Genomic DNA, 25,806 nt, shown 5'->3' with positions numbered 1-25,806 from the left:
GCGGGGCGCCCGTTCCGATGGTTCGGCGACGACTGTACACCCGTCGGAACAGATGTCCAGAACACAATTTCTGCTATGGTTCCCACACCACACCGATCCATCGCAAGGGAGCGACCATGACCGACGCCGTCGACAGCGCCACCGGCACCGACACCGCCACCGCCACCGACTTCGCCGCGGCACTGCGACCCGGTCCCGGGACCGTCGACCTGACGAACGACCTGACCGGCCGGACCGCGGTCGTGACGGGCGGCGCGTCCGGCATCGGGAACGCCATCGCGCACGCCTTCGCCTCCCGCGGTGCCCGCGTCGCCATCGTCGACGTCCGTGCGGACCCCTCGGCGGCGGCCGCCGCCGAGCTGCCCGCCGTCACGGCCGGGGAGCACCTCGGCCTCGCGTGCGACGTCACCGACGACGTCTCCGTCGCGGCCGCGGTCCAGCAGGTCGTCGACGCCGCGGGCTCGATGGACGTGCTCGTGAACTGCGCGGGCATCGTCGCGCTCGACGCCGCCGAAGACCTCGACGCCGGGGCGTGGGCGCGCACCCTCGACGTCAACCTGACGGGCACCTTCCGGCTCGCGCAGGCAGTCGGGCGGCACATGCTCGCCGCCGGCACCGGGCGCATCGTGAACATCGCGTCGCAGGCGGCCCACGTCGGCCTCGACCGGCACGCCGCGTACTGCGCGTCGAAGGCCGGCGTCCTCGGTCTGACCCGGGTGCTCGCGCTCGAGTGGGGCGGGCGCGGGGTCACGGTCAACACGGTCTCACCGACGGTCGTGCTCACCGACCTGGGTCGTGCGGCCTGGGCGAACGCGGCGGGCATCCGGCACCAGGACGAGATCCCGACCGGCCGCTTCGCGACCCCCGCCGAGATCGCCGCCGCGGTGCTGTTCCTGGCGAGCGACGGCGCCGCGATGGTGAACGGCGCCGACCTCCGCGTGGACGGCGGGTTCACGATCCGGTGACCCTCGGTCGGACTACGATCCGAGTGTCCGACCGATCCGAAGGGTGCCGCAGCATGTCCTCCGAGAGCACCACCGGCGCCGAGGGGTCGCGGGCCCGTTTCCCGCTGGACACCGTCTACCAGGCGGCCCGGATGTACTACCTCGAGGACGCCACCCAGGTCGAGATCGCCTCGCGCCTCGGGGTCTCGCGCCCCACGGTCAGCCGACTGGTCGCCGAGGCGCGCCGCGCCGGCCTCGTCCGGATCGACGTCGTGGACCCCTTCCAGGACGAGACCGTCGCGCTCGCCGAACGGCTGCAGGTCGTGCTCGGGCTGCGCGCCGTGCACCTGGCGGCCGTGACGCACCAGGCGACGCTCGGCGCCGACCTGGCCGCCCCGATCGCGACCGCTGTCGAGGGGATGGGGCTCACCCCGGGCGACGCGGTCCTGGTGTCGTCCGGTCGGACGGTCTACGACGTCGCGCAGACCGGGATGCCGCAGCTCGCGGGCGTGCAGCTCGTCCCCACCGTCGGCGGGCAGGCGGACCCGATGCCGTGGTTCCAGACGAACGAGATCACCCGGACGGCCGCCGAGCACTCCGGCGCGATCCCGGCGTTCCTGTTCGCGCAGGCCCTGCCGTCGGCCGCCATGCGGGCATCGCTCGACGAGGACCCCGCCTTCCAGCACGTCGTCGGCCTGTGGGGGCGGGCGAAGGGTGCGATCCTGGGCGTCGGCGCACCGACCCCCACACGCGATGCGCTGGCGCGGGGGATCCCGGTCGAGGACGCCGTGTTCGACCAGGCCGCCGGTGACGTCTGTCTCAACTTCTTCGCCGCCGACGGGTCGCCGATCGAGTTCCCCGGCAGCGAGCGCATGGTCCGGACGTCGCGCGAGGTGCTCGCGGGCGTCCCGCACGCGGTCGGCGTCGCCGTCGGGTCGGCGAAGGTGCCGAGCATCATCGGCGCCGTCCGTGCCGGCATGATCAACGAGCTGGTGACCGACGCCGTGACCGCGCGCGCCCTGCTCGACGCACTCGCCTGAGTCGCGAGGCGACCAGGGGCGGACGGGAGGCGCGGTGCGGGCCGGCACCGCGCCTCCCGTCCGTCACCCCGTGCGGTGGGCGGTCCGGCGCACGTCCCACAGGTGGTGCACCGGGTCGTGCGCGTAGTAGGTCGCGAGGGTCGTGACCGTGAAGGCGCTGCCGTCCGAGCGCCGCCCCGTCCGTCCGACGGCGCCGTCGGGGACGGCGGCGAACGCGGCCGCCGCGTCACGGGCCGCATCGGTGAGCTCCCGGGCGACGACCGCCGGGTCCTGCTCGCCGTAGCGGTCCTGGGCGGCGGTGGCGTCCTGGTCCCAGTTCGGGAAGGTCGGGTCGTCCTCGGCGAGCACGAGCCGGAGCCGTTCCGTCATCTTCCGGTGGACGTCGCGGACGTGCGCGCCGTACTCCAGTGGCGACCACGTGCGGTCGTCGGGGCGCTGCCGGACGTCCGGACGGGCCAGCTGCTCCGGCCACGCGGCAGCGTTCTCGGCGATGACCGACGGGACGTCGCGGAACGCCAGGGTCGCCCCGTCGAAGCCGCAGTCGGGGCACGCGGTCCCGATCACCCAGGTCCAGTTCTTCGTGTCCGGTTCGATCGCCACGGGGCAGACGTTACCGCGTCGTGACCTTCGGGCCGATCGGCACCGTCGTACGGATCGGGCGTGACCCCCGTCCGGGTGACACGCCGGTACCTGTGAATCCCCGGCCAGTGACATGTCGGTCGCTCGGTACCGTTGCTGGCTGTTCCGGGCCGGTACCGATCGGCCCGTCCCCACCACGAGGAGATCGCGTATGGGTTCCGACCCCAGCAGTACCACCACCCGACCGCCCCGACGTCTGCGGGTCAGCGACGTCACGGTGGTCGACAAGAGCATGATGCGCCGGGCCGTCAGCGGGATGGTCGTCGGCAACACGATGGAGTGGTACGACGTCGGGGTGTACGGCTACCTGGCGGTCACGATGGGCAAGGTGTTCCTGCCCACGGCCGAGCCGTCGGTGCAGATCCTGTTCAGCCTCGGGGTGTTCGCGGCGACCTACGTCGCGCGACCCCTGGGCGGCATCGTGTTCGGTCGGCTGGGGGACCGGCTGGGACGGCAGAAGGTGCTCGCCACGACGCTGATCCTGATGGCGTCGTCGACGTTCCTGATCGGAGTGCTGCCGGCATGGTCGACCATCGGCGCGGTCGCTCCGGTCGTGCTCGTCGTGCTGAAGCTCGCGCAGGGCTTCTCGACCGGTGGCGAGTACGCCGGCGCGACCACGTTCGTGACCGAGTACGCCCCCGACCGTCGGCGCGGCTTCTTCGCGAGCATCCTCGACTTCGGCAGCTACATGGGCTTCGCGCTCGGCGCCACCGTGGTGACCGTGCTGCAGGTGTCGCTCGGCGACGAGACGATGACCGCGTGGGGCTGGCGCCTCCCGTTCCTGCTCGCCGGCGTGATCGGCGTCGTCGCGATCTGGTTCCGCCTGCGCATCGAGGAGTCGCCGGTCTTCCAGGCGACCCAGGCGGCGCAGGAGGCCGCCGCCTCGGACCGCGAGGCCGCCGAGGGCGGTCGGCCCGCCAACGTGCTCGTCATGGTGCGGGACCACTGGCGCCCGATCGTCATCGCGATCATGCTCGTCGGCGCCTCGAACACGGTCGGCTACGCGCTGACCTCGTACATGCCGACGTACCTGACCGACTCGCTGGGGTACTCGGCGATCGACGGGACGCTCCTCACCATCCCCGTGCTCGTGCTGCTCGCGGTGATGCTGCCGGTCGCCGGTCGCGTCTCCGACCGGATCGGTCGTCGCACGGTGATGTGGATCGGTGCCGGCACCACGGTCGTGCTCGCCGTCCCGGCCTTCCTGCTCATCGGGCACGGAGCGCAGTGGTCGACCCTCGCCGGACTCGGGCTGCTGGCGCTGATGACCGCGCTGTGGGTGTCGAACCAGGCGGCCTCGTTGCCGGCGCTCTTCCCGACGTCGACCCGGTACGGGGGCATGGGCTTCGCCTACAACATCGCCATCGCGGTGTTCGGTGGAACGACGCCGCTCATCGTGCAGGCGCTCCTGACCGCGACGGGGGACCAGCTCGCGCCGGCGTACTTCCTCGTGGCGATGAGCATCGTCGGGGCGATCGGTGTGTTCTGCATGCGCGAGTCCTCGCAGCGGCCGCTCCCGGGGTCGATGCCCGCGGTGGAGTCCGAGGCCGAGGCGCGCGAGCTCGTGCTCACGCAGGACACGAACCCGAACCTCGACCTGGGCGACCTGCCCTTCGCGGCGCACGACGGGATCGCGGAGACCGCCCGGCGCTGAGGGCGTGCAGCGCCGGTCGTCCCGGGGCGCCGGTCGTCCGGAGCACGGCGCGCGGTCTGCGACGACGCACGCGTCGATCGACGCGTGCGACGTCGCACACCGGTCAGTCGTGCCGGTGTCCGTGCGAGGGGTCGAGCGCCGGCCACACCGGGAACGGGTCCGGCCACCGACGCCAGACGTCCGGCCCGGCGAGCAGCTCCTCCGACGTGAGGAGTGCGCCGTCCAGCGCGCGTTCGACAACGTGCACGTCGAGGCGCTCGCCGACGAACCAGATCGCCTGACCGACCGGCGCGTCCTCGTCCCACGACGGGTTCGCGGTCGGGTCCAGCGCGAGCATCGCACCGAAGCTCGACCACGAGCCGACGTGGTCCGGCCGTGAGGCCAGTCGGAAGAACCCCTTCGAGCGCAGGACCCGCCCGTTCGCGCCCGCGGCGAGGTCGTTCGCGATGACGTCGGCGAGTCGCCCGGGGTGGAACGGCAGCGGCTCGCGGTACCGCATCGTCACCAGGTCGTCCTGCGGCCCTCGCCCGGTGTCGGTCCGGCCGGCGTCGCTCGACAGTGCGCGCATCCAGCCGGCGCCGGAGGCCAGCAGGCGGGCGGCGCCGCCGTTCGACGCCGGCAGGTCGAGCGGCCCCCTGACGGCGGGTGCCGTGACGATCGCCGCCTGCGGAGCCATGCGGTGGAGCAACGCCACGAGCGCCCGACGACGACGGCCGGAGAGTGGCTCGAGTCGGTCGAGCGCGACCACGGTCGCGTACTCGACGAGGGCCACCACGCGCTCAGCGGCCACGAAGGCGTCGTCCACGTCCGACCAGAGCAGGTGGGCGACGTCGTCCGCCCGGAGCACGGCGACCACGTGGCGCAGGACCCGGTCGTCGCCGGTCTCCGAACGGGCGGCGTTCGCGAGGAGCATCCCGACCGCGCGGACGTCCACCTCCGGCGCGAGCGTGACGACGAGGTCGTGGTCGGCGTCCGGTCCGCACACGCGGTCGAGTTGGTCGCGTCGCGCGGCGATGCCCCTGGCCGCCGCGAGGGCATCGCCCTGGACGTGCATCCGGTGGCCGCTGCCGATCCGGCGCGCGACGCGGACTGCGTCGGCATCGTGCAGGGCGGTGACGAGGGTGGTTGCTGCAGGGCGCATGTCGGGTAGCCTACATGACAACCGTTCTCAACAAGGAGTCGGTGCAGGAAGGAGACCCGTGAAGGTCCGCAACTCGCTCAAGGCGCTCAAGAAGATCCCCGGCTCGCAGATCGTGCGACGCCGCGGCCGCGTGTACGTCATCAACAAGCGGGACCCGCGATGGAAGGCGCGGCAGGGCTGACGTCGGCGGCCCTCTCCTAGGGTGGGTCCATGCGACTCCTGCTCATCCGTCACGGTCAGACCCCCGCCAACGTGGACGGCGTGCTCGACGCCGCCGTCCCCGGTCCGGGGTTGACGGACCTCGGGCAGCAGCAGGCCGCGGCGCTGCCGGGCGCCCTTGCCGACCGTGGGATCGAGCGGCTCTTCGTCTCGTCGATGGTCCGAACGCAGGTCACCGCCGCGCCCCTCGCCGCCGCGCTCGGGCTCGAGCCGGTCGTGCTCGACGGGCTGCGCGAGATCGAGGCCGGCGACACCCAGGGCAAGCGCGACCGGGTCTCGGTGCAGCTGTACATCTCGACCGTGCACGGTTGGTCGGCGGGGGACCGGGCCAGCCGGATGCCCGGCGGCGAGAGCGGCGAGGAGTTCTTCGCCCGCTACGAGGGCGCGATCCGGCAGGTCGAGGCCACCGGCGTCGCGGTCGCCGCGGTCGTCAGCCACGGCGCGGCGATCCGGACGTGGGCGAGTGCCGTCGCGCAGAACACCCCGGACGAGTTCGGGACGAAGCGCAACCTCGAGAACACCGGCATCGTCGAGCTCGAGGGCTCGACCGCCGACGGGTGGCGCCTGGTCGACTGGGAGGGTGAGCCGGTCGGCGGCGACGAGCTCGTCGACCGCACGGCGCAGGACCCGACCGGCGAGCGGTTCTAGCGCGGCGAGGCGCACTCGTCGCCGCGAGACGCCGCCGGATCCGGCGGCGTCTCGCGGACGAGTCGGCGTCTCGGCGCCGGGCGCGGCGTCGCGCTGCAGCAGACGTGACCACACGACGGACGGGAGGCACGGTGCCAGCTGGCACCGTGCCTCCCGTCCGTGGGGTGGTCGCGACCGACTACGCGGGCTGCGCCGCCGACGTGTGCAGCGGCACGATCACGCCGTGCGACTCGCGCAGGACGTCGAGCGTGCGCTGGACCTCGTCCGCGCGCTCCTCGGCCGTCCAGCCGAGCGCACCGGCGAGGACGTCGGCCAGCTCGTCGAGCAGGTCGATCGTGACGCCGCCGACGAACGCCAGGTTCGTGCGGCGGAGCACCACGTCCACCAGGTGGACCGCCTGCTCGTGCTCGGCGAAGTACGCGACCTCGGCACGGGTGAGCGTCGGGTCGGACTCGAGCGGCTCGACCGGGCCGTCGGTCAGGACGTCCACGACCTCGGCCGCACGGGTGCCGTAGCGCTCGAGCAGGCCGTCGACGAGCTGCTCGTCGAGACCGTCCCGGTGCGACTTGATCCACAGCGCGCGCTGGGCGTCGGTCGTCGGGAAGTCCTTGCCGCCGCCGATCGGCATGCCCGTCGTGTCGACCTTCCGGTCCACGCCGAGCTTCGTCGTGACGTCCGAGGACAGGTGCGCGGCGAGGGCACGGAACGTCGTCCACTTGCCGCCGACGAGCGAGAGCACGGTCGTGCCGGGCAGGCCGGCGATCGGGGTGTCGACGATCCGGTAGTCGCGGGACACGAAGCCGGGGGCGGTGTCCTCGTGGCGGGGGAGCGGGCGGATGCCGGAGTAGCGGTACACGATGTGGTCGCGGTCGAGCGCGATCTGCGGGAAGACGTGCTTGACGAGCCCGAAGAAGTAGTCGACCTCCTCCTCGGTGCACACCGCCGGCTGCGACGGGTCGGCGTCGATGTCCGTCGTGCCGATGAGCACCCGGCCCTTCAGCGGGTAGATGAGGACGATGCGGCCGTCGTTGTTCTCGAAGAACAGCTCGCGGCCCTTCGTCGCCTCGAGGAGCTCGGGGTTGTCGACGACGATGTGCGAGCCCTTCGTGCCGCCCATGAACTTCGTCTCGCCGCCGAACGCCTGGTTCGTCAGGTCGGTCCAGGGGCCGGAGGCGTTCACGACGACCTCGGCCGAGAAGACGAACTCCTCGCCGGTCTCGCGGTCGCGGAGCACGACACCGCCGTCGCGGGTGCCGGCTGCCTCGACGTAGTTGACGGAGCGGGCGGTCGCGGCGCTGCCGGAGCCCTTCGCTGCTGCGAGGCCGTCCTTGAGCACGTCAAGCGCCAGGCGCTCCGGCTCGTGCACGGACGCGTCGTAGTAGGTGCCCGTGTACTTCAGGTCCTTGTTGAGCGCGGGCATGTCGGCCAGCGCGGCCTTCTTCGTGAGGAAGCGGTGCTTCGGCACCGAGCCGCCGTCGCGCGAGAAGGAGTCGTAGATCGTCATGCCGATCTTGATGAGCGCGGCGCCGCGCTCCTTGGTCGAGCGCTGCTTGTGCGTGAGCATGCGCAGCGGGGCGTTCATGATGCCGGAGAACGTCGAGAAGATCGGCATCGTCGTCTGCAGCGGCTTCACGTAGTGCGGCGCGATGCGGATCAGGCCGTTGCGCTCCTGCACGCTCTCGCGCACCAGGCGGAACTCGCCGTTCTCCAGGTAGCGGATGCCGCCGTGGATCATGTGGCTGGACGCGGCCGAGGCGCCGCCGGCGTAGTCGCCGCGCTCGACGAGCACGACGTCGACGCCCTGCAGGGCGAGGTCGCGGAAGGTGGCGATGCCGTTGATGCCGCCACCGACGATGAGGACCTGGGCGTTGGGGCGCTCGGTGAGCGCGGTCACCGTGTTCCGGGGCTGCGTCTTCTTCGACATGGTGCGTCGCTTCCTTGGGTCGGTTCCGTGGGGTCGACTCCGATCGTGCGCCTCGGTGGGAGGTCGGGCAACCTACGTGCACGAACGTGCAGCACACCTGTCGCTGCGGCCCGGCACGGGGCCGGGGAGCGGACGGGAGGCGCGACAGGGGTTGCAGAGGCCGTGCACGTCCGTGCATGCTCGGTTCCCATGAGCGATGCTGCGCAGCCGATGCGGACCCAGCAGGCGCTGCGCGCCGCACACCTGTACTACCTGCAGGACCTGACGATGGACGCCATCGCGGACGAGCTCGGCACCTCGCGGTCGTCGGTCTCGCGGTTGCTGAAGTACGCCAGGGACACCGGGCTCGTGGACATCCAGATCCGCTCGCCGCTCGACCAGGCGGCAGCGCTCAGCCGGAACATCCGGGCGCGGTTCGGCGTGCACGCCCACGTCGTGCCGGTGCCGGACCACACGAGCGACGTCGACCGGCTCGAGCGTGTCGCCCTGTCCGCCGCGCGCATCCTGACGCAGTACGTCGAGTCGAACATGGTGGTCGGCATCTCGTGGGGCTCGACCGTGAGCGCGGTGAGTCGGTACCTCGTGCCGAAGACGACCCACGGCTCGACCGTCGTGCAGATCAACGGTGCGGCGAACACCCGGACGACCGGCATCGTCTACGCGTCCGAGATCCTGCGGCGGTTCGGCGAGGCGTACGGCGCGTTCGTGCAGCAGTTCCCCGTCCCGGCGTTCTTCGACGACCCGGCGACGAAGGAGATGCTCTTCCGCGAGCGTTCCATCCGCCGCGTGCTCGACTTGCACGAGCGGATGGACCTCGTCGTGTTCGGTGTCGGCGCGCCGCAGGCCCCGGTGCCCTCGCACGTGTACTCCGGCGGGTACCTCGACCCGGCCGACCGCGACGAGCTCGCGCAGGCCGAGGTCGTCGGCGACGTCTCGACGGTCTTCTACCGGGCGGACGGGTCGTGGAAGGACATCGGCGTGAACGCGCGCGCCGGCGGACCCGACCTCGACACGATCAAGCGGGCGCCCCGCCGGGTGTGCGTCGTCGCGGGCCGGGGGAAGGCGGCGTCGCTCAAGGGCGCCCTCGCCGCGGGACTCGTGACCGACCTGATCCTGGACGAGAGCGTCGGGCAGGCGATCCTGCAGCCCTAGGTCAGTTCCTGACCGACTCGATGTCGGTGGTCCGCCCTAGGCTCCGGTGCATGGTGTTCACTCGTGCGACCCAGCCGCCGACGGCGCCCGTTCCGGGTGTCCCGACGTCGCCGGACGCCACCGATGCCAGCCGCCAGGACGACGGTCGGCGCCGTGGCGCCCGCTACTTCCGCCGCCTCGCCGGGACCGACATCGACGAAGCCCTCGCCTTCTTCACGGGCGACTACGACTTCCGAGCGCCTCGCGTCCGCCGGACGCACACGCAGCAGCACTGGGACTTCGCGGGCGTCGGTGACGCGCGGATGTCGCTCCGGTCCTCGCGGCTGCTGGTCGACCTGCAGACCGAGAGCCTGGTCGACGACGAGTTCCTCGTCGCGTGGATGCGCTCGGGCACGAGCACGATCACGTTCCAGGGACGCGAGCACGCGCTCGAGCCCGGCGTCCCCGTCGTGCTGCCCTTCGCCGAGGCGTACGCGCTGCACCACCGGGACATCGGGCTGAACCTCGTGCACCTCGACCGCGACTTCGTGCGGTCGGTGGTCGGCGAGGACGACTTCGCGTTCGAGCCGATGCGTCGTCCGACGGCCGAGGGACTGCGCGCCTGGCAGTCCGTCGTCCGCGCGCACTCCGGCACCTGGCTCGACGTCGAGCACGACCTGACGCCGATCGTGCAGCGGTCGATCGCCGAGTCGTTCGTCGCCGCCGCCGTGCAGGCGTTCCCGCGACGGGATCGCTGGCGCTCGTCCGTCACCGGCTCGGGGCCCGAGCACGACCGGTTGCGACGCGCGCTCGAGTACGTGCACGCCCACGCCCGCGAACCCATCGGGACGACCGAGATCGCCGAAGCCGCCGGGCTCAGCCCCCGTGGCCTGCAGCAGTCGCTCCGGCGCCACCTGGACCAGACGCCGGGCGACCTGCTCCGGAGCGTCCGGCTCGACGGCGCCCGGGTGGACCTGCTCCGGGCGGACCGGGACGTCACGAACGTCGCGGAGATCGCCCGCGCATGGGGCTTCGGGCACCTCGGTCGGTTCTCGGCGACCTACCGGGCCCGCTTCGGCGAGCTCCCCAGCGAGTCGCTCCGCACCCGCTGATCCCGGGCACGTGCTCGGTCGGCGGCGCACGGCTCGGTAGCGTGGCGGGCATGGACACCGTCGTCACCGCCCTCCGCTCCGCCCTCGCGGACCCGGACGGCACCGTCGTCCGCACCGACCCGGCGGTGCTCGACGCCGCACGGACCGACAAGTCCGGCTGGACCGCACCCGGCGGGCCGGTCGCCGTGGTCGAGGCCCGGTCGGTCGCCGACGTCCAGGCCGTGCTCCGGACCTGCTCCGCGGCGCGGGTGCCGGTCGTCCCGCGTGGCGCCGGCACCGGGTTGGCCGGCGGCGCGAACGGCACCGAGGGCTCCGTCGTGCTCAGCGTCGCCCGGATGGACCGCATCATCGAGGTCTCGGTCGCCGACGAGTACGCCGTCGTCGAGCCAGGCGTGCTGAACGGTGCGCTCGACGCCGCGGTCGCCGCGCACGGTCTGCGCTTCGCCCCGGACCCCGCCAGCGCTGCGATCTCGACCGTCGGCGGCAACATCGCCACGAACGCCGGCGGGTTGCGCTGCGTCAAGTACGGCGTGACGCGCGAGGCTGTGCTCGGACTCGACGTGGTCCTGGCGGACGGCCGGCTCGTCTCCACCGGACGCCGCACGGTCAAGGGCGTCACCGGCCTCGACCTGACGGCGCTGTTCGTCGGATCGGAGGGCACCCTCGGGGTGGTCGTGGGGGCGACCGTCCGACTCGTGCCGCTGCCGGCCGGAGCGCCCGCGACGCTCGGGGCGGTGTTCCCGACGGTGGCCGACGCGGCCCGGGGTGCCGCGGCCGTCGTGACCGGCGCGAGCCGGCCGTCGACGGTGGAGCTGCTCGACGCGGCCGCCCTCGCGGGCATCGCCGCGCACCTCGGACCGCAGGTGCTGACCGAGACGCTCGGGAGCAGCTCGGCGGACGGGGCGTTCCTGCTCGTCGAGTTCGACGGGCCGGACGCAGCGCAGGCCGCGCTGGGAGCCGCACCGCGCCTCCAGGCCGAGGGCGGCACCGTGCACCACGCGACGTCCGCCGTGGAACGTGAGCGCCTGCTGACCGTCCGACGGTCCTTCCACCCGGCCATGGAGGCGCGCGGCCGGGTGCTGATCGAGGACGTCGCGGTGCCGCGGAGCCGGCTCGCCGAGATGTTCGAGCGGGTCGAGGCGATCGGGCGCCGGCACGGCGTGGCGATCCCGACCGTTGCGCACGCGGGGGACGGCAACCTGCACCCGAACTTCGTCTTCGCGGGGGACGAGGTGCCCGCGCACGTCTGGGCCGCGGCCGACGAGCTGTTCCGCGCGGCGATCGACCTCGGGGGCACGCTGACCGGTGAGCACGGTGTCGGGGTGCTCAAGCGGCGGTGGCTCGGCGACGAGCTCGGTGACGACGTCCTCGACCTGCAGCGGGGTGTGAAGGCGATGTTCGACCCGCTCGGGATCCTCAACCCGGGCAAGGCGATCTGACCCGTCCGCCGAACCTCGTCGCACCGAACGGCGTACCATCGCGCAGATGTTCGGCGGAAACGCGCCCGTAACGAACCAGAGCGCATCGTGGTCGTACCTGCACCGCCCACGAAGGAGTCCGTGATGCTGATCGGCGTCCCCACAGAGGTCAAGAACAACGAGTACCGCGTCGCGGCGACGCCGGCGGGGGTCGGTGAGCTGACGTTGCACGGCCACCAGGTCCTCGTGCAGGCCGGCGCCGGCACCGGGTCGTCCTTCGGCGACGACGAGTACCGCGCCGCCGGGGCCATGGTCGTCGACACCGCCGCCGAGGTCTGGGCCCGGGCCGAGCTCGTGCTCAAGGTGAAGGAGCCCGTGGCGTCGGAGTACGCCTCGATCCGCCCCGGGCAGGTGCTCTTCACGTACCTGCACCTGGCCGCCGACCGCCCCCTCACGTCGGCGCTCGTGGAGTCCGGCGCGACCGCGATCGCCTACGAGACCGTGCAGCTGCCGGACCGGTCGCTACCCCTGCTCTCGCCGATGTCCGAGATCGCCGGACGACTGTCCGTGCAGGTCGGCGCGGCGCAGCTCATGCGCACCGCGGGCGGCCGCGGCCTGCTGCTCGGCGGGGTCCCCGGGACGCCGAAGGGCCGGGTCGTCGTGATCGGCGGTGGCGTCGCGGGCGAGCACGCGGCGACGATGGCGCTCGGCCTGGGCGCTGAGGTCACCGTGTTCGACATCAGCCTGCCGCGGCTCCGTGCGCTCGACGCCCGTTTCGACGGCCGCATCACGACGCTGCGGTCCTCGTCGCACGCGATCGCCGAGGCGCTGCGTGACGCGGACCTGGTGATCGGGTCGGTGCTCATCCCCGGGGCCTCGGCGCCGAAGCTCGTGACCGACGCGATGGTCGCCGGCATGCGCGAGGGTTCGGTGCTCGTCGACATCGCCATCGACCAGGGCGGGTGCTTCGAGGGTTCGCGGCCGACCACCCACGACGACCCGACCTTCCGGGTGCACGACGCCGTGTACTACTGCGTGGCGAACATGCCCGGGGCGGTGCCGCGCACGAGCACGATCTCGCTGACGAACGCGACGCTGCCGTACGCCCTCGCCGTCGCCGACCAGGGCTGGGAGCGGGCGACCGAGGCGGACCCGGCGCTCGCGAAGGGGCTGAACGTGCACGCGGGCCGCGTCGTGAACGAGGCGGTGGCCGCCGCGCACGGGCTGGCGGCCGCGCGGTAGCGCGCCGCACGGCGTGCGCGGCGTGGTCGCGCCGCGCGCGGTGGCCGGTGCCGGTTCACGCGCTCAGCGACAGTTCACGGGCTCACGAGCCCGTGAACTGTCGCTGAGCGCGAAAGGTGTCCGGCGGGGCGCGGCCTACGCCGCCCCGGCGCGGCCTACGCCACCCGCGCGGCGCCCGCGCCGCGGCGCGCCCCGACCCACCCGACGCGGGTGCGCACCACGAGGGTGACGAGCACGACCGCCGCGATCGACACCACCGCGGCCACGGCCGTCGGCACGGACACGAGCGGCCCGTCGAGCCGCCCGACCGCGACCCAGGCCAGGCCCCACGCGAGCGACACCGTCGGGGCCAGTCGTCCGCCGCCCCACACCGCCAGGAGCACCCCGACGAGCCCGGCGACGAGCGCCACGACCACGCCCCAGACGTCCTGGCCGAGACCGAAGCCCTCGAACCCGGCCGCCGCGAGCACCGCCGCGGTGTTGGCCGCCGTCGCGACGCAGACCCACCCGAGGTACAGCCCGAACGTCCCGTCGGTCAGCACCTGCTCGACGACGCCCGACGCCGTGGTCCGCCGCAGCACCGCGAACGTCCACACGAGCACCACGAGCAGCGCGACGATGACCGGCTCGCTCAGCCACAGCGCCCCGAACTGCACGGACAGGATCCACGCGGCGTTCAGCAGCAGGGACAGCGTCGCGGGCAGCGCGAGCCGTGCGTGCCGCGCGTCGTCGGCGGTCCGGAAGCACTGCCGCACCGCGTACGCGAGCAGCCCGACGTAGACGACGCTCCAGATCGAGAACGCCGGTCCGTCCGGCGCGATGGCGGTCGAGGACGCCGACAGCGCCCCGCCGGCCGCGTCCTGGATCGGGGTGCCCACCACCGCTCCGGACCCGACGAACGCGCCGACCACCGCGACGACCGCGCTCACCGCGACCACGATCCTCCAGGCCTTGCCCATGACCACTCCCTTCGTCAGCATGCTGATGACCTGCACGGTAGGCGCGTGGTCGCCCCCCGCGCGCAGCGCGCGTCCAGCGGGCGGGGGACGGGCCACGGCCGGGAGGCACGCCCCGCGTCCGGCACGTCGGCCGTGCGTGGTGCGTACGGTTGCCTCGTGACCGTCGAGCTCAACACCGTCTACGTCGACCGGATCGCCCCGATCGTGTGCCCCTCGCTCGAGACGACCTTCCGGATGATCGGCGACCAGGGTGCGAGCGCGTGCATCGTGCTGCACCGCCCGGACGCCGAGGAGCTCGGGGACGTCGCGGTGGCCCTGGGGCTGCACGAGCTCGCGGTGGAGGACGCCGCCGAGGGGCACCAGCGCCCGAAGCTCGAGCGGTACGGATCGACGCTCTTCGCCGTGCTGAAGCCCGCCGTGTACCACGACGGCCGAGAGGAAGTGGAGTTCGGCGAGGTGCACGCCTTCGTGGGGGAGTCGTTCTTCCTCGCGGTCGTGCCGGCCGACCCCCGCGGTCCCCAGGCCGTCCCGCGCGCGCTGCAGCGGATGAGCGGCAAGCCCGGTCTGGTCACGGTGGGGCCGCAGGCGCAGCTCTGGGCGCTGATGGACTCGATCGTGGACGGGTACGCGCCCGTGATCGACGGCCTCGAGGAGGACATCAACCAGATCGAGGACCAGCTGTTCTCCGGCGTCCCCGGGGTCTCGAAGCGCATCTACGAACTGTTCGGCGAGGTCGTCGACTTCCAGCGGGCCGCCCGTCCGCTCATCGGCATGATCGAGAACCTGCACCGCGGCGCCGACAAGTACCACCTGCCGGTCGAGATGCAGCGGCGCTTCCGGGACGTGCTCGACCACGCGATCCGGACCGTCGAGCGCCTGGACACGTTCCGCTCCCTGCTGCAGAACGCCCTGACGGTCGACTCGACCCTGGCGGCGCAGAAGCAGAACGACGACACGAAGCGCATCTCCGGCTGGGCGGCGATCCTGTTCGCCCCGACGCTCATCGCCGCGATCTACGGCATGAACTTCACGCACATGCCCGAGCTGTCGTGGACGTGGGGCTACCCGCTGTCGATCGTCGCGATGGTGTTGTTCGCCGCCGTCCTGTACGTCGTGTTCAAGGTGAAGCGCTGGTTCTGACCCGAGCGCGCGCGTCGAGTTGCGGGAGCGCTCCCAGGCGGGGAGGCTCGTCCTGCCGACGACGCCGACCGGAGCAACGATGCCGACCCAGACCGCAGCGACCACGACCACCAGCTCCCCGACGCCGGGGATCGTCCACCTGACCGCAGGGGGCGTGTCCCTCGTGCTCGACTGCCGCGATGCCGCGCTGCCGGCGATCGTGCACTGGGGGGCCGGGCTCGGCGCCCTCGACGAGGACGCCCTCGTCGCCCTGGCCGCCGCCGCGGTGCCGCCGGTGGCGCAGAACGAGCCCGACGTGCCGGTCCGGCTCGCGGTCCTGCCCGAACCGCACCGTGGGTGGAGCGGGCGCCCCGGACTCGCCGGACACCGTGACGGCCGGGACTGGTCGCCCGCGTTCACCGTGACGGCCCTGGACGTGCGGCTGCACGGGGACGACGGACGCGACGACGCGGGCACGGGCACGAGCGCTGGCACGGACGCGGGCACGGGCACGGGCGGCACCGTCACGGCCGACGCCGAGGACCGCACCGCCGGGCTCGCCGTCCGCGTCACCGTCGAGCTGCTCGCGTCCGGACTCGTCCGCGCCCGGGCCGCCGTCACGAACACCGCCGCGGGGACCTACACCGTCGACGACCTGACCGTCGCCTTCCCTGTCCCGTCCCGCGCCCGCGAGGTCCTCGACCTCGCCGGCCGTTGGGGCAAGGAGCGCACCCCGCAGCGCCGGGAGCTCGTCGTCGGCACGCACGAGCGCGACAGCCGCAAGGGGCGCACCGGTCCGGACGCCGCGACCGTGCTGAGCGTCGGCGTCCCCGGGTTCGGGTTCGCGTCCGGTGAGGTCTGGGGTGTGCACACGGCCTGGAGCGGCAACCACCGGCACTACGCCGAGCGCCTGTCGACCGGACGCCAGGTGGCCGGTGGCTCGGAGCTCCTGCTGCCGGGCGAGGTCCGTCTCGGCACCGGGGAGACGTACGAGGGGCCGTGGGTCCACGCCGCGTACGGAGACGGCCTCGACGACCAGGCGCGCCGCTTCCACCGCTGGCTCCGCAGCCGACCGCAGCACCCGACGTCGCCGCGCCCGGTCACGATCAACGTGTGGGAGGCGGTCTACTTCGACCACGACCTCGCCAAGCTGACCGAGCTCGCCGAGCGGGCCGCGCGCCTCGGCGTCGAGCGGTACGTGCTCGACGACGGCTGGTTCCGTCACCGCCGCGACGACCACGCCGGACTCGGCGACTGGTACGTCGACGAGGGCGTCTGGCCGGACGGCCTCGGCCCGATCGTCGACCGCGTCCGTGCCCTCGGCATGCAGTTCGGCCTGTGGTTCGAGCCCGAGATGGTGAACGAGGACAGCGACCTCGCCCGGGCGCACCCGGAGTGGATCATGCAGGCCGACGGGCGGCTGCCGGTGCGCTCCCGCGACCAGCAGGTCCTCAACCTCGCGATCCCCGAGGCCTTCGCACACGTCCTCGACCGGATGACCGCGATCATCGGCGAGTACGGCATCGACTACGTCAAGTGGGACCACAACCGCGACCTGGTCGAGGCCGGGCACCGCGGGGGCGGGGCCGCCGTGCACGAGCAGACCCAGGCCGCCTACCGGCTCATGGCGACGCTCAAGGAGCGCTTCCCCGCGCTCGAGATCGAGGCCTGCGCCTCCGGTGGGGCACGCGTCGACCTCGGCGTCCTCGAGCACACCGACCGCGTCTGGGTGTCCGACGACATCGACCCGCTCGAGCGGCAGCAGATGCACCGGTGGACGCAGCAGCTGCTGCCGCCGGAGCTCCTCGGCGCGCACGTCGCGAGCGGCACGAGCCACAGCACCGGACGCCACCACGACGTGTCGTTCCGCGCGGGCACGGCGATGATCGGGCACTTCGGGATCGAGTGGGACCTCACCCAGGCCACCCCGGAGGAGGAGGCGACGCTCGCCGACTGGATCGCGCTCCACCGGGAGTGGCGCGGCCTGCTGCACGGCGGGGACCTCGTCCGGAACGACGAGGTCGACCCCACGCGCCTCGTGTACGGGGTCGTCGCGCCGGACCGTCGGGACGCACTGTTCTTCCTCGTCAGCACGGGCCGCTCCGAGGTGTCGGGCACCGGACCGATGCGCTTCCGCGACCTCGACCCCGGCGTCACCTACCGCGTCGACCCGGTGTTCCGCGGCCCCGACCACCTGCTGAACCCGCCGTCGTGGTGGGCGGGGGAGCGCCGGTTCCCCGGCCGCGTCCTCGGCACCGTCGGCCTCGAGGTCCCGCTGCTCCCCGCGGACTGCGTGGTCCCGTTCCGCGTGACGGCCGTCTGACCCGGGACGCGCCAGCCCGACACGGGACGGCCTGGAGGATCGTGGCGGGCTCCGCCACGATCCTCCAGGCCGGCAGTGGACCGCTCCGGCGGCCGCTAGGCTTCCGGACATGCCGCAGACCGGGAACGCGACACGCACGTCCACGCCGGTCGCCGGGAGTGCACGCTGGGCCGTCAAGCTCGCGGTGATCACCGCGCTCGTCGGCGTCGCCGGCGGCGTCGCGGGCATCAGCGTGTGGCTCGCGCTCCAGCTCATCCAGTTCGTCGCCTTCGGGTACCCCTTCGGCGGGCACCTCGAGGCGGCCGACGCGCCCTCCGGCTGGAACCGGTTCGCCGCGCTCGCCGCGGCCGGTGTGCTGACCGGCGTCGCGTGGTGGGCGCTCCGCCGGTGGGCGAAGCCCGTCGTGTCGGTGCCGGCGGCCGTCGGCGGCAAGCGGATGCCAGCCCTGTCGACCATTGCGAACGCGGGCGTGCAGATCCTCGCGGTCGGGCTCGGCGCCTCCATCGGGAAGGAGGTCGCGCCCCGGGAGATCGGGGCGTGGCTCGCGCAGCTCGTCACCGCGAAGGCCGGCCTGACCGCGCGCGAGACGAAGATCCTCGTCGCCTGCGGCGCGGCCGCTGGTCTCGCCGCGGTCTACGACGTGCCGCTCGGCGGGGCGCTGTTCGCCGTCGAGGTCCTGCTCGGGGAGCTCACGTTCGCGACGGCGCTGCCGGCGTTCGCGACGAGTGCCGTCGCCGCGGTCACCGCACGGCTCGTGATCCCGGACGAGGTGCTCTACCACGTGCCGTCGATGCACCTCACGCCGTCGCTCCTGGTGTGGGCGGTCGTGGTGGGCCCGCTCCTCGGGTTCGCCGGCGTCGGGTTCGTGAAGCTGACGAACCGGCTGCAGGCCACCGCGCCGAAGGGCTGGCACCTGCTCGTCGTGCTGCCGGTCGTGTTCGCGATGGTCGGCCTCATCGCGGTGCCGTTCCCCGAGATCCTCGGCAACGGCCGGGCGCTCGGGCTCGTGGCGATGAACGCGACCTCGTCGTCCCCGGACTTCGCGGGGCTGTCGCCCATCCTGTTCCTGCTGCTCCTCGGGGTCCTGCGCACCATCACCACGTCGGCCACGATCGGCGCCGGCGCGGTCGGCGGCACCCTGACGCCCTCGATCGCGATCGGCTCGGCGGTGGGTGGCGCGCTCGGCGGGGCGTGGATCCTGCTCTGGCCCGCCGACGGCCCGAGCCTGGCGGCCTTCGCCTTCGTCGGTGCGGCGGCCTTCCTCGCCACGACGATGCGGGCGCCGTTCACCGCGCTCGTGCTCGTCGTCGAGTTCACCCAGCAGGGCACGGACATCCTCGTGCCGTCGCTCCTCGCGATCACCGGCTCCGTCGCCGTCGGGTACCTGCTCGCACGCCGCCGCAGCGCCCAGATGGCCTGAACCCGCACGACCCGACCGGGGCTGCGGACGCCTGTTCCGTCCGGCCCGGACACCGACCGCTGCCCGGATTAGCATCGGCGGCACCGCGGGGCGAGGGGTCCCGCACGACCACGAGGAGACCGCCATGGCCGGGTTCGACGACATCACGAAGAAGGCACAGCAGTTCCTGCAGGACGGCAAGGTGCAGGACGCACTGAAGAGCGAGAAGGCCGAGGACGTCAGCGACAAGATCCTCGACGGCGTCGCGGACGCGGTGAAGAAGGCAACGGGCGGCAAGTACGACGACAAGATCGACGGCGCGCGGGACCAGGCCGACAAGCACATCGGCAACCAGTAGGACCGGCACTTCCGCTCGTAGCGATTGGACGCGGGGGCGGAGACGGACCACGATTGTGGGGTGACCGTCCCCGCTCCGAACCAGCCGCTGACCGACGCCGAGGTCGCCGCGATCAAGCGGGACTTCCCGATCCTCCAACAACAGGTCAACGGTCACCCGCTCGCCTACCTGGACTCCGGGGCGACGGCCGAGCGCCCCGTGCAGGTGCTCGACGCCGAGCGCCGGTTCCTCGAGACCGACAACGCGGCCGTGCACCGCGGCGCGCACACGCTCGCGGCGCTCAGCACCGACGCCTACGAGGACGCCCGTGCCACCGTCGCGCGCTTCGTCGGGGCGGCCTCGCCGTCGGAGGTCGTCTGGACGGCGAACGCCACCGACGCCCTCAACCTCGTGGCGTACGGCATCGCCAACGCGAGCCGCGGTCGCGGGGGAGCCACCGCGGACCGCTTCCGCATCGGCCCGGGCGACGAGGTCCTCGTGACCGAGGCCGAGCACCACGCGAACCTCGTGCCGTGGCAGGAGCTCGTCGCCCTGACCGGTGCCACGCTCCGCTGGGTGCCGGTCGCCGACGACGGCACCTGGACCGCGGCGGACATGGTCGCGTTGATCGGGCCGCGCACCCGGGTGGTCGCGTTCGCGCACGTCTCGAACGTCACGGGCATGATCGCGCCGGTGGCCGAGGTCGTGGCCGCCGCGCACGAGCACGGCGCCCTGGTCGTCCTGGACGCCTGCCAGTCCGCGCCGCACAGGCCCCTCGACCTCGGGGCGCTCGACGTCGACTTCGCGGCGTTCTCCGGGCACAAGATGCTCGGACCGAACGGCATCGGCGTGCTCTGGGGCCGCCAGGAGCTCCTCGACGCCCTGCCGCCGTTCCGCACCGGCGGTTCGATGATCACCACCGTCACGATGGAGTCGTCGGACTTCATGCCCGCGCCCGAGCGGTTCGAGGCGGGGACGCAGCCGGTGTCCCAGGCCGTCGCGCTCGCCGAGGCCGTCCGGTACCTCGAGCGGATCGGCACGGACCGGGTGCGCGACCACGAGGAGACGCTCGCGCAGCGCATGCTCGAGGGCCTCGCCGCGGTCCCGGGCATCCGCGTCGTCGGACCGCCCGTCGGGGTCCCGCGCTCCGGGCTCGTCGCGTTCGACGTCGACGGGGTGCACGCCCACGACGTCTCCCAGTACCTCGACGCGCAGGGGATCGCGGTCCGCTCCGGCCACCACTGCGCCCAGCCGCTGCACCGCCGGCTCGGCCTGACCGCCACGAGCCGCGCCAGCACGTACGTGTACACGACCGACGAGGACGTCGACCGGTTCCTCGCGGCCGTCGCCGAGGTCCGCGACTACTTCGGAGCATCCTCGTGAACGGCCTCGACTCGCTCTACCAGCAGGTCATCCTCGACCACGCCAAGGCCCGGCACGGCGACCTCGTGCTCGACGACGCCGATGCGTCGCACTTCGAGCGGAACCCGACCTGCGGCGACGAGATCACCGTCAGCGTCCGCCTCGAGCCCGGCACGGATCGCATCGCGGCGATCGGGTGGCAGGGCGACGGGTGCTCGATCTCGATGGCGTCCGCCTCCGTCCTCGCCGACATGGCCCCCGGGCGGACCGTCCCCGAGCTGCTCGAGCTCACCGAGGCGTTCCGGACGATGATGCGCTCGCGCGGGGCGGGGGAGCCCGACGAGGACGTGCTCGAGGACCTCGTGGCGTTCCACGGCGTCTCGAAGTTCGTGATGCGTGTGAAGTGCGGCATGCTCGCGTGGGTCGCCGCCGAGGCCGCCGTGCGCGAGGCGTCCGCCGCCTGAGCGTCGGACCCGGCGGTGGGCAGGGGTCTCCGACAGCCGCCGGTGGCGTCCTGCAGCGTCACGCAACGTCACCGTCCGTGACGGACGGCGCTGCGCGACGTAGCTTCGCGACGTGACCTCGACGAACGACACCGAGCCCCGTGAGACCGCGACCCGGCAGATCCGCTTCAACGCGTTCGACATGAACTGCGTCGCGCACCAGTCCTCCGGACTGTGGCGGCACCCGCGCGACCGCTCGCGGCACTACAACGACCTGTCGTACTGGACCGAGCTCGCGAAGACGCTCGAGCGCGGGACGTTCGACGGCATCTTCATCGCGGACGTGCTCGGCACCTACGACGTGTACGGCGACTCGAACGAGGCCGCGCTCCGCACCGGGTCGCAGGTCCCGGTCAACGACCCGATCCTGCTCGTGTCCGCGATGGCCGCCGTCACCGAGCACCTCGGCTTCGGCATCACCGCCGGTACCGCGTACGAGCACCCGTACCCGTTCGCCCGCCGCATCTCGACGCTCGACCACCTGACGAAGGGCCGCATCGGCTGGAACGTCGTGACGGGCTACCTGCCGAGCGCCGCGCGGAACATGGGCCAGACGGACCAGCTGTCGCACGACGACCGCTACGACGTCGCCGACGAGTACCTCGAGGTCCTCTACAAGCTCTGGGAGGGCTCGTGGGAGGACGACGCCGTCGTCGAGGACCGCACGTCCGGGGTGTTCACCGACCCGGCGAAGGTCCACCCCATCGAGCACCACGGGCAGCACTTCGACGTCCCGGGCATCCACCTCTCCGAGCCCTCGGTGCAGCGGAGCCCCGTCGTGTACCAGGCCGGGGCGTCCCCGCGGGGCGTGCGTTTCGCGGCGGAGAACGCCGAGGCCGTGTTCGTCGGCGCGCCCACGCTCCCGCAGCTCGCCGCCACCGTCCGGAAGATCCGCGACGCGCTCGAGGCCGCCGGGCGGGACCGGTACGCCGCGAAGATCTACACGCTCCTGACGGTCATCACCGACGCGACCGACGAGGCCGCGCAGGCGAAGCACCGCGACTACCTGTCCTACGCGTCCGAGGAAGGCGCGCTCGTGCTCAACTCCGGGTGGATGGGCGTCGACCTGTCGCAGTACGACCTCGACGAGCCCCTCGGGAACATCGAGTCGAACGCGATCCAGTCGGCGGCCGCGAACCTGTCCGCCGCGACGGGCGAGGACGGCGCGAACTGGACCGTCCGGGACATCGCCCGCCAGACCGCGATCGGCGGACTCGGCCCGGTCGAGGTCGGCAGCGGAGCAACCATCGCGGACCGGCTCGTCGAGATCCAGCGGGAGACCGACGTCGACGGGTTCAACCTGGCGTACGCCGTGACCCCGGGGACCTGGGAGGACGTCATCGAGTTCGTCATCCCCGAGCTCCGCGCCCGCGGTGCCTACCCCGAGGCCTACGTCGCGGGGTCGCTGCGCCACAAGCTGCACGGCCGCGGCGACCGGCTGCCCGAGGAACACCGGGGCGCCGGCTACCGGATCGGCGCCCGGTCGGCCGTCTGACCGGCGGTCCCGCGCGGCGGTCGTACAGTGGTCGGGTGATCGGGTCGTCCTTCGTCGTGCGCACCGCGGACGACGACGGAACCGCGGTGGCCGCCACCGAACTCTGGGTCGCGGCCGTCGCCGCCCGCGACGGCCTGCCGCCCTCTGACGCCGTGCGGGAGCGCGCCCGGGACAAGTTCGGCGCGGAGCGCGTCGCCCTCGTGGTCGCCGAGACTGCACCGGGGAGCGGCCCGGTCGGCTTCGCCCTCGTGACCGCGCCCGGCACCGGCGGGGGAGCGGACACCGGTGCGGCGTACCTCAGCTTGCTCGCTGTGCACCCCGCGGCGCAGGGGCACGGGCTCGGCCGACGCCTGCTCGCGGCTGCCGTGTCCGCAGCCGCCCACGCCGGGCACCACCGTACGGAGCTGCACGCCCTCGACGACAACACCGCGGCCCTCGCGCTGTACCGGAGTGCCGGGTTCGCGCCGCTCGGGGAGGCCTTCCCGCACGCTCTGAGCGGCCGTCCGACCCGGGTCTGGAGCGCGGTATCCGCCCAGGTCAGGTGAGGCTCACCTCACCAGGAAAGCCCCGGTCAGGGCAGCCTTCCCTTGCTGGCGGACCGGCCGCGACCGTGGTTCGATGGCCGACATGTCGACCGCATCGGACCTCGCCCTGCCCGTCTCCGAGCACGACGACGCCACCAGCGCCGCCCGGCTCAACTGGCTCCGAGCGGGCCTGCTCGGCGCGAACGACGGCATCGTGTCCGTCGCCGCCGTGCTCGTCGGCGTCGCGGGTGCGGGAGCCGGCACCGGTCCCGTCGTCGCCGCGGGCACCGCGGCCCTGGTCGGCGGGGCGATCTCGATGGCCCTCGGCGAGTACATCTCGGTGAGCGGTGCCCGCGACGCGCAGCGCACCGGGCAGGCGGCGCAGCAGGCCCAGCTCGAGGCCGACGCCGAGGACGCGCCGACCCTCGCTGCGCACTACCGCTCGCTCGGCGTGGACGACGACGTCGCCGAGGCCGTCGCCCGGCAGCTCGTCCGCCCCGAGGTCCGTCGTCGTCGGGCTGCGGCCGCGCTCCGGGACGCCGAGGACGAGGTCGTCAGCCCCTGGCGCGCGGCGTGGGTCTCCGCGGCGACCTTCACGACGGGTGCGCTGCTGCCCTTCCTGGCGATGCTGCTGGCGCCGGAGTCCTCCCGCATCGTCGTCACCGTCGTCGCTGTGCTCGTGGCCCTCGCGGCGACCGGCACGACCGGTGCGGTCCTGGGCGGTGCCCGCCGCGGGCGTGCGACGGTCCGGGTCGTGGTGGGTGGCGCGCTCGCCCTCGCCGCGACCTACGCGGCCGGTGCGCTCCTCGGCACGCACGCGTTCTAGCAGCAGGACCGGCCGCACCGGCTGCACCGGCCTCATCAGCCGCTGCCAGCGCTCGGAACAGGCGTTCCAGGACGGTCGTCGCGTCACACGACCGTTACACGAGGGAAACGGGCGGCGCGAAGAGGCTCCCTAGCGTCGGGGAACACGGGGACCCACCCCCGTTCCCACTCCCACGGAGGACGCCTTGGTCACAGAGATCGCGACCCCGGTCGCCGCGCCCCACGCCCCCACTCCGCCGTCGACCGCCCGCGCGGGCGCCGGTGTCGTCAAGCCCGGGTACGACCCGGCGCTCACCAACGAGGACCTCGCCCCGCTCCGCGAGCAGCGCTGGACGAGCTACAACATCTTCGCGTTCTGGATGTCCGACGTGCACTCGGTCGGCGGCTACGTCACCGCCGGGTCGCTCTTCGCCCTGGGCATCGCGAGCTGGCAGGTCCTCGTCGCCCTGGTCGTCGGCATCCTGATCGTGCAGGTGTTCGCGAACCTCGTCGCGAAGCCGTCGCAGCGGACCGGGGTCCCGTACCCGGTGATCAACCGCGCGGTGTTCGGCGTCGTCGGCGCGAACGTCCCGGCGATCATCCGCGGGCTCATCGCGATGGCCTGGTACGGCGTGCAGACGTTCCTCGCCGCGCAGTCCCTCAACATCGTGTTCCTGAAGTTCGTCCCCGGGTCGACTGCGCTCCTGGACCACTCGTTCCTCGGCCTGTCCGCGCTCGGCTGGATCTCGTACGCGATCCTCTGGGTCGCCCAGGCGGCGCTGTTCTCGATGGGCATGGAGGCGATCCGGCGCTTCATCGACTGGGCCGGCCCCGCGGTGTACGTCGTGATGATCGCCCTCGCCGTGTACCTCGTCGCGAAGGCCGGCATCGGCAACATCTCGCTGACGCTGCACACCGGCGCACCGATGTCCTTCGGCGCGTCGATCCCGGTGATGCTCTCGGCGATCGCGATCGTCGTCAGCTACTTCTCGGGCCCGATGCTCAACTTCGGTGACTTCTCGCGCTACGGCCGCAGCTTCCGGGCCGTCAAGCGCGGGAACCTCTGGGGCCTGCCGGTCAACTTCCTGTTCTTCTCGATCCTCACCGTGCTGTGCGCGAGCGCCACGGTCCCGGTGTTCGGCAAGCTCATCACCGACCCGATCGAGACCGTGCAGGCGATCGACGCGCCGTTCGCGGTGCTGCTCGGCGGACTGACCTTCGTCACCGCGACGGTCGGCATCAACATCGTCGCGAACTTCATCAGCCCCGCGTTCGACTTCTCGAACGTCGCCCCGCGGAAGATCAGCTGGCGCGCAGGCGGCATGATCGCCGCCGTCGGCTCGGTCCTGCTGACCCCGTGGAACTGGTACGGCAACGACCAGGCGATCCTATACACGCTCGGCATCCTCGGTGCGCTCATCGGCCCGCTGTTCGGCATCCTCATCGCCGGGTACTACCTCGTCGCGAAGCAGCGCGTCGCGGTCGACGACATGTACTCGAAGGAGCCGACCGCGCGCTACTGGTACCGCAACGGCTGGAACCCGAACGCGATCTGGACCCTCGTCGTCGCCGGTGCCGTGTCGGTCGCCAGCGCGGTGCTGCCGCCCGCCACCGGCGTCCTGCCGTGGCTGTCGAACTACAGCTGGTTCATCGGCTGCGGCCTCGGGCTCGTGCTCTTCCGCGCCCTCGAGCACCGGTCGCCGCGCATGCCCGCGCTGTCCGCCGACGACCCCACGGTCGACCACGGCGCCGCCCCCGGCCGCGACTGACCGCACCGGCCCGAGCCCGACGAGCACGGCCAGCACGACGAGCCCGACGAGCACGGCCAGCACGACGAGCCCGACGAGCACGGCCAGCACGACCCGCCCC

General features: G+C 72.9%; 23 protein-coding genes. 19 read left to right on the top strand and 4 right to left on the bottom strand.

The genetic code is table 11. The features are described 5' to 3' along the window. Positions 1-116 precede the first annotated feature (116 nt). Both FB462_RS13525 and FB462_RS13520 read left to right on the top strand, forming a co-directional pair. Positions 117-965 carry a GolD/DthD family dehydrogenase gene (locus tag FB462_RS13525; RefSeq protein WP_141862406.1) on the top strand — a complete coding sequence of 283 codons (849 nt, stop codon included), beginning with the start codon at positions 117-119 and terminating at the stop codon, positions 963-965. 53 nt (positions 966-1,018) lie between these two features. After that, entirely contained in the window at positions 1,019-1,984 is a 966-nt protein-coding gene (locus FB462_RS13520; protein ID WP_058743316.1) for a sugar-binding transcriptional regulator, read from the top strand. A 63-nt stretch (positions 1,985-2,047) separates the two neighbouring features. Here the strand turns inward: FB462_RS13520 and FB462_RS13515 are convergent, their stop codons facing one another. Further along, on the bottom strand, positions 2,048-2,584 hold the full coding sequence (locus tag FB462_RS13515; RefSeq protein ID WP_058743315.1) for a DinB family protein: 537 nt from the start codon (positions 2,582-2,584) through the stop codon (positions 2,048-2,050). 190 nt (positions 2,585-2,774) lie between these two features. Between FB462_RS13515 and FB462_RS13510 the strand changes: the two genes are divergently transcribed. Beyond that, positions 2,775-4,277 carry an MFS transporter gene (locus tag FB462_RS13510; protein WP_114849802.1) on the top strand — a complete coding sequence of 501 codons (1,503 nt, stop codon included), beginning with the start codon at positions 2,775-2,777 and terminating at the stop codon, positions 4,275-4,277. Positions 4,278-4,380: 103 nt separating this feature from the next. Here FB462_RS13510 and FB462_RS13505 read toward each other — a convergent pair whose 3' ends face one another. After that, positions 4,381-5,418 (bottom strand): GTP-binding protein, encoded by a 1,038-nt coding sequence (locus tag FB462_RS13505; RefSeq protein ID WP_141862404.1) that lies wholly within the window; start codon positions 5,416-5,418, stop codon positions 4,381-4,383. Between the two features lie 58 nt (positions 5,419-5,476). Between FB462_RS13505 and ykgO the strand changes: the two genes are divergently transcribed. Both ykgO and FB462_RS13495 read left to right on the top strand, forming a co-directional pair. Continuing rightward, positions 5,477-5,599, top strand: a complete 123-nt coding sequence (gene ykgO, locus FB462_RS13500) for a type B 50S ribosomal protein L36 (protein WP_058743312.1) — start codon at positions 5,477-5,479, stop codon at positions 5,597-5,599. Positions 5,600-5,628: 29 nt separating this feature from the next. Next, on the top strand, positions 5,629-6,285 hold the full coding sequence (locus tag FB462_RS13495; protein WP_141862402.1) for a histidine phosphatase family protein: 657 nt from the start codon (positions 5,629-5,631) through the stop codon (positions 6,283-6,285). Between the two features lie 178 nt (positions 6,286-6,463). On the opposite strand, the gene FB462_RS13490 is transcribed toward FB462_RS13495, so the two are convergent. Beyond that, the gene (locus tag FB462_RS13490) at positions 6,464-8,209 is read right to left on the bottom strand and encodes a glycerol-3-phosphate dehydrogenase/oxidase (protein ID WP_141862400.1); all 1,746 of its coding nucleotides are present in this window, start codon (positions 8,207-8,209) and stop codon (positions 6,464-6,466) included. Between the two features lie 189 nt (positions 8,210-8,398). On the opposite strand from FB462_RS13490, the gene FB462_RS13485 reads away from it, so the two are divergent. From FB462_RS13485 to ald, 4 genes are all read left to right on the top strand, one after another. Next, positions 8,399-9,361, top strand: coding sequence for a sugar-binding transcriptional regulator (locus FB462_RS13485; RefSeq protein WP_058743281.1), 963 nt, complete (start codon positions 8,399-8,401; stop codon positions 9,359-9,361). Positions 9,362-9,411: 50 nt separating this feature from the next. Continuing rightward, the gene (locus FB462_RS13480; protein WP_141862398.1) at positions 9,412-10,452 is read left to right on the top strand and encodes a helix-turn-helix transcriptional regulator; all 1,041 of its coding nucleotides are present in this window, start codon (positions 9,412-9,414) and stop codon (positions 10,450-10,452) included. A 50-nt stretch (positions 10,453-10,502) separates the two neighbouring features. Further along, positions 10,503-11,891, top strand: coding sequence for an FAD-binding oxidoreductase (locus FB462_RS13475; protein WP_141862396.1), 1,389 nt, complete (start codon positions 10,503-10,505; stop codon positions 11,889-11,891). A 123-nt stretch (positions 11,892-12,014) separates the two neighbouring features. After that, a complete protein-coding gene (gene ald, locus FB462_RS13470; RefSeq protein ID WP_141862394.1) occupies positions 12,015-13,112 on the top strand; it encodes an alanine dehydrogenase in 1,098 nt (365 codons plus the stop codon). 155 nt (positions 13,113-13,267) lie between these two features. On the opposite strand, the gene FB462_RS13465 is transcribed toward ald, so the two are convergent. Next, positions 13,268-14,092 (bottom strand): tryptophan-rich sensory protein, encoded by an 825-nt coding sequence (locus tag FB462_RS13465; protein WP_229666658.1) that lies wholly within the window; start codon positions 14,090-14,092, stop codon positions 13,268-13,270. A gap of 135 nt (positions 14,093-14,227) precedes the next feature. Between FB462_RS13465 and FB462_RS13460 the strand changes: the two genes are divergently transcribed. The 10 genes from FB462_RS13460 to FB462_RS13415 all read left to right on the top strand — a co-directional run bounded on the left by FB462_RS13460 (position 14,228) and on the right by FB462_RS13415 (position 25,706). Next, positions 14,228-15,211 carry a magnesium and cobalt transport protein CorA gene (locus FB462_RS13460; RefSeq protein WP_058742680.1) on the top strand — a complete coding sequence of 328 codons (984 nt, stop codon included), beginning with the start codon at positions 14,228-14,230 and terminating at the stop codon, positions 15,209-15,211. 79 nt (positions 15,212-15,290) lie between these two features. Beyond that, positions 15,291-17,513, top strand: a complete 2,223-nt coding sequence (locus FB462_RS13455; RefSeq protein WP_141862392.1) for an alpha-galactosidase — start codon at positions 15,291-15,293, stop codon at positions 17,511-17,513. A 109-nt stretch (positions 17,514-17,622) separates the two neighbouring features. Continuing rightward, positions 17,623-18,933 carry a chloride channel protein gene (locus tag FB462_RS13450; RefSeq protein ID WP_114849795.1) on the top strand — a complete coding sequence of 437 codons (1,311 nt, stop codon included), beginning with the start codon at positions 17,623-17,625 and terminating at the stop codon, positions 18,931-18,933. Positions 18,934-19,057: 124 nt separating this feature from the next. Next, complete coding sequence (locus FB462_RS13445) at positions 19,058-19,270, top strand: antitoxin (protein ID WP_058742677.1); 213 nt, start codon at positions 19,058-19,060, stop codon at positions 19,268-19,270. A gap of 60 nt (positions 19,271-19,330) precedes the next feature. After that, positions 19,331-20,632 carry a SufS family cysteine desulfurase gene (locus tag FB462_RS13440; RefSeq protein ID WP_188868826.1) on the top strand — a complete coding sequence of 434 codons (1,302 nt, stop codon included), beginning with the start codon at positions 19,331-19,333 and terminating at the stop codon, positions 20,630-20,632. Beyond that, positions 20,629-21,075 (top strand): Fe-S cluster assembly sulfur transfer protein SufU, encoded by a 447-nt coding sequence (sufU, locus tag FB462_RS13435; protein WP_058742676.1) that lies wholly within the window; start codon positions 20,629-20,631, stop codon positions 21,073-21,075. Before FB462_RS13440 ends, sufU begins: the two co-directional genes overlap by 4 nt. A gap of 112 nt (positions 21,076-21,187) precedes the next feature. Continuing rightward, positions 21,188-22,609, top strand: coding sequence for an LLM class flavin-dependent oxidoreductase (locus FB462_RS13430; RefSeq protein ID WP_259550163.1), 1,422 nt, complete (start codon positions 21,188-21,190; stop codon positions 22,607-22,609). Positions 22,610-22,644: 35 nt separating this feature from the next. Then, complete coding sequence (locus FB462_RS13425; protein ID WP_167510117.1) at positions 22,645-23,154, top strand: GNAT family N-acetyltransferase; 510 nt, start codon at positions 22,645-22,647, stop codon at positions 23,152-23,154. Between the two features lie 82 nt (positions 23,155-23,236). Beyond that, positions 23,237-23,959: a VIT1/CCC1 transporter family protein gene (locus tag FB462_RS13420; protein ID WP_058742685.1), complete on the top strand. Its 723-nt coding sequence runs from the start codon at positions 23,237-23,239 to the stop codon at positions 23,957-23,959. A 184-nt stretch (positions 23,960-24,143) separates the two neighbouring features. Next, positions 24,144-25,706, top strand: a complete 1,563-nt coding sequence (locus tag FB462_RS13415; RefSeq protein WP_083520070.1) for an NCS1 family nucleobase:cation symporter-1 — start codon at positions 24,144-24,146, stop codon at positions 25,704-25,706. Positions 25,707-25,806: the final 100 nt, after the last annotated feature.

This window comes from Curtobacterium citreum (genome assembly GCF_006715175.1).
In the GTDB taxonomy this organism is placed as follows: domain Bacteria; phylum Actinomycetota; class Actinomycetes; order Actinomycetales; family Microbacteriaceae; genus Curtobacterium; species Curtobacterium citreum.
This window is presented reverse-complemented; position numbering and strand designations above follow the sequence as displayed.

Excerpts from the sequence above, each read along its gene's own strand:
- FB462_RS13450 (WP_114849795.1), top strand. The coding sequence starts at position 17,623 with ATGCCGCAGACCGGGAACGCGACACGCACGTCCACGCCGGTCGCCGGG.
- FB462_RS13480 (WP_141862398.1), top strand. The coding sequence starts at position 9,412 with ATGGTGTTCACTCGTGCGACCCAGCCGCCGACGGCGCCCGTTCCGGGT.
- FB462_RS13490 (WP_141862400.1), bottom strand. The coding sequence starts at position 8,209 with ATGTCGAAGAAGACGCAGCCCCGGAACACGGTGACCGCGCTCACCGAG.
- FB462_RS13505 (WP_141862404.1), bottom strand. The coding sequence starts at position 5,418 with ATGCGCCCTGCAGCAACCACCCTCGTCACCGCCCTGCACGATGCCGAC.
- ald (WP_141862394.1), top strand. The coding sequence starts at position 12,015 with ATGCTGATCGGCGTCCCCACAGAGGTCAAGAACAACGAGTACCGCGTC.
- FB462_RS13475 (WP_141862396.1), top strand. The coding sequence starts at position 10,503 with ATGGACACCGTCGTCACCGCCCTCCGCTCCGCCCTCGCGGACCCGGAC.
- FB462_RS13525 (WP_141862406.1), top strand. The coding sequence starts at position 117 with ATGACCGACGCCGTCGACAGCGCCACCGGCACCGACACCGCCACCGCC.
- FB462_RS13485 (WP_058743281.1), top strand. The coding sequence starts at position 8,399 with ATGAGCGATGCTGCGCAGCCGATGCGGACCCAGCAGGCGCTGCGCGCC.
- FB462_RS13510 (WP_114849802.1), top strand. The coding sequence starts at position 2,775 with ATGGGTTCCGACCCCAGCAGTACCACCACCCGACCGCCCCGACGTCTG.
- FB462_RS13495 (WP_141862402.1), top strand. The coding sequence starts at position 5,629 with ATGCGACTCCTGCTCATCCGTCACGGTCAGACCCCCGCCAACGTGGAC.
- FB462_RS13445 (WP_058742677.1), top strand. The coding sequence starts at position 19,058 with ATGGCCGGGTTCGACGACATCACGAAGAAGGCACAGCAGTTCCTGCAG.
- FB462_RS13520 (WP_058743316.1), top strand. The coding sequence starts at position 1,019 with ATGTCCTCCGAGAGCACCACCGGCGCCGAGGGGTCGCGGGCCCGTTTC.
- FB462_RS13465 (WP_229666658.1), bottom strand. The coding sequence starts at position 14,092 with ATGCTGACGAAGGGAGTGGTCATGGGCAAGGCCTGGAGGATCGTGGTC.
- FB462_RS13420 (WP_058742685.1), top strand. The coding sequence starts at position 23,237 with ATGTCGACCGCATCGGACCTCGCCCTGCCCGTCTCCGAGCACGACGAC.
- FB462_RS13455 (WP_141862392.1), top strand. The coding sequence starts at position 15,291 with ATGCCGACCCAGACCGCAGCGACCACGACCACCAGCTCCCCGACGCCG.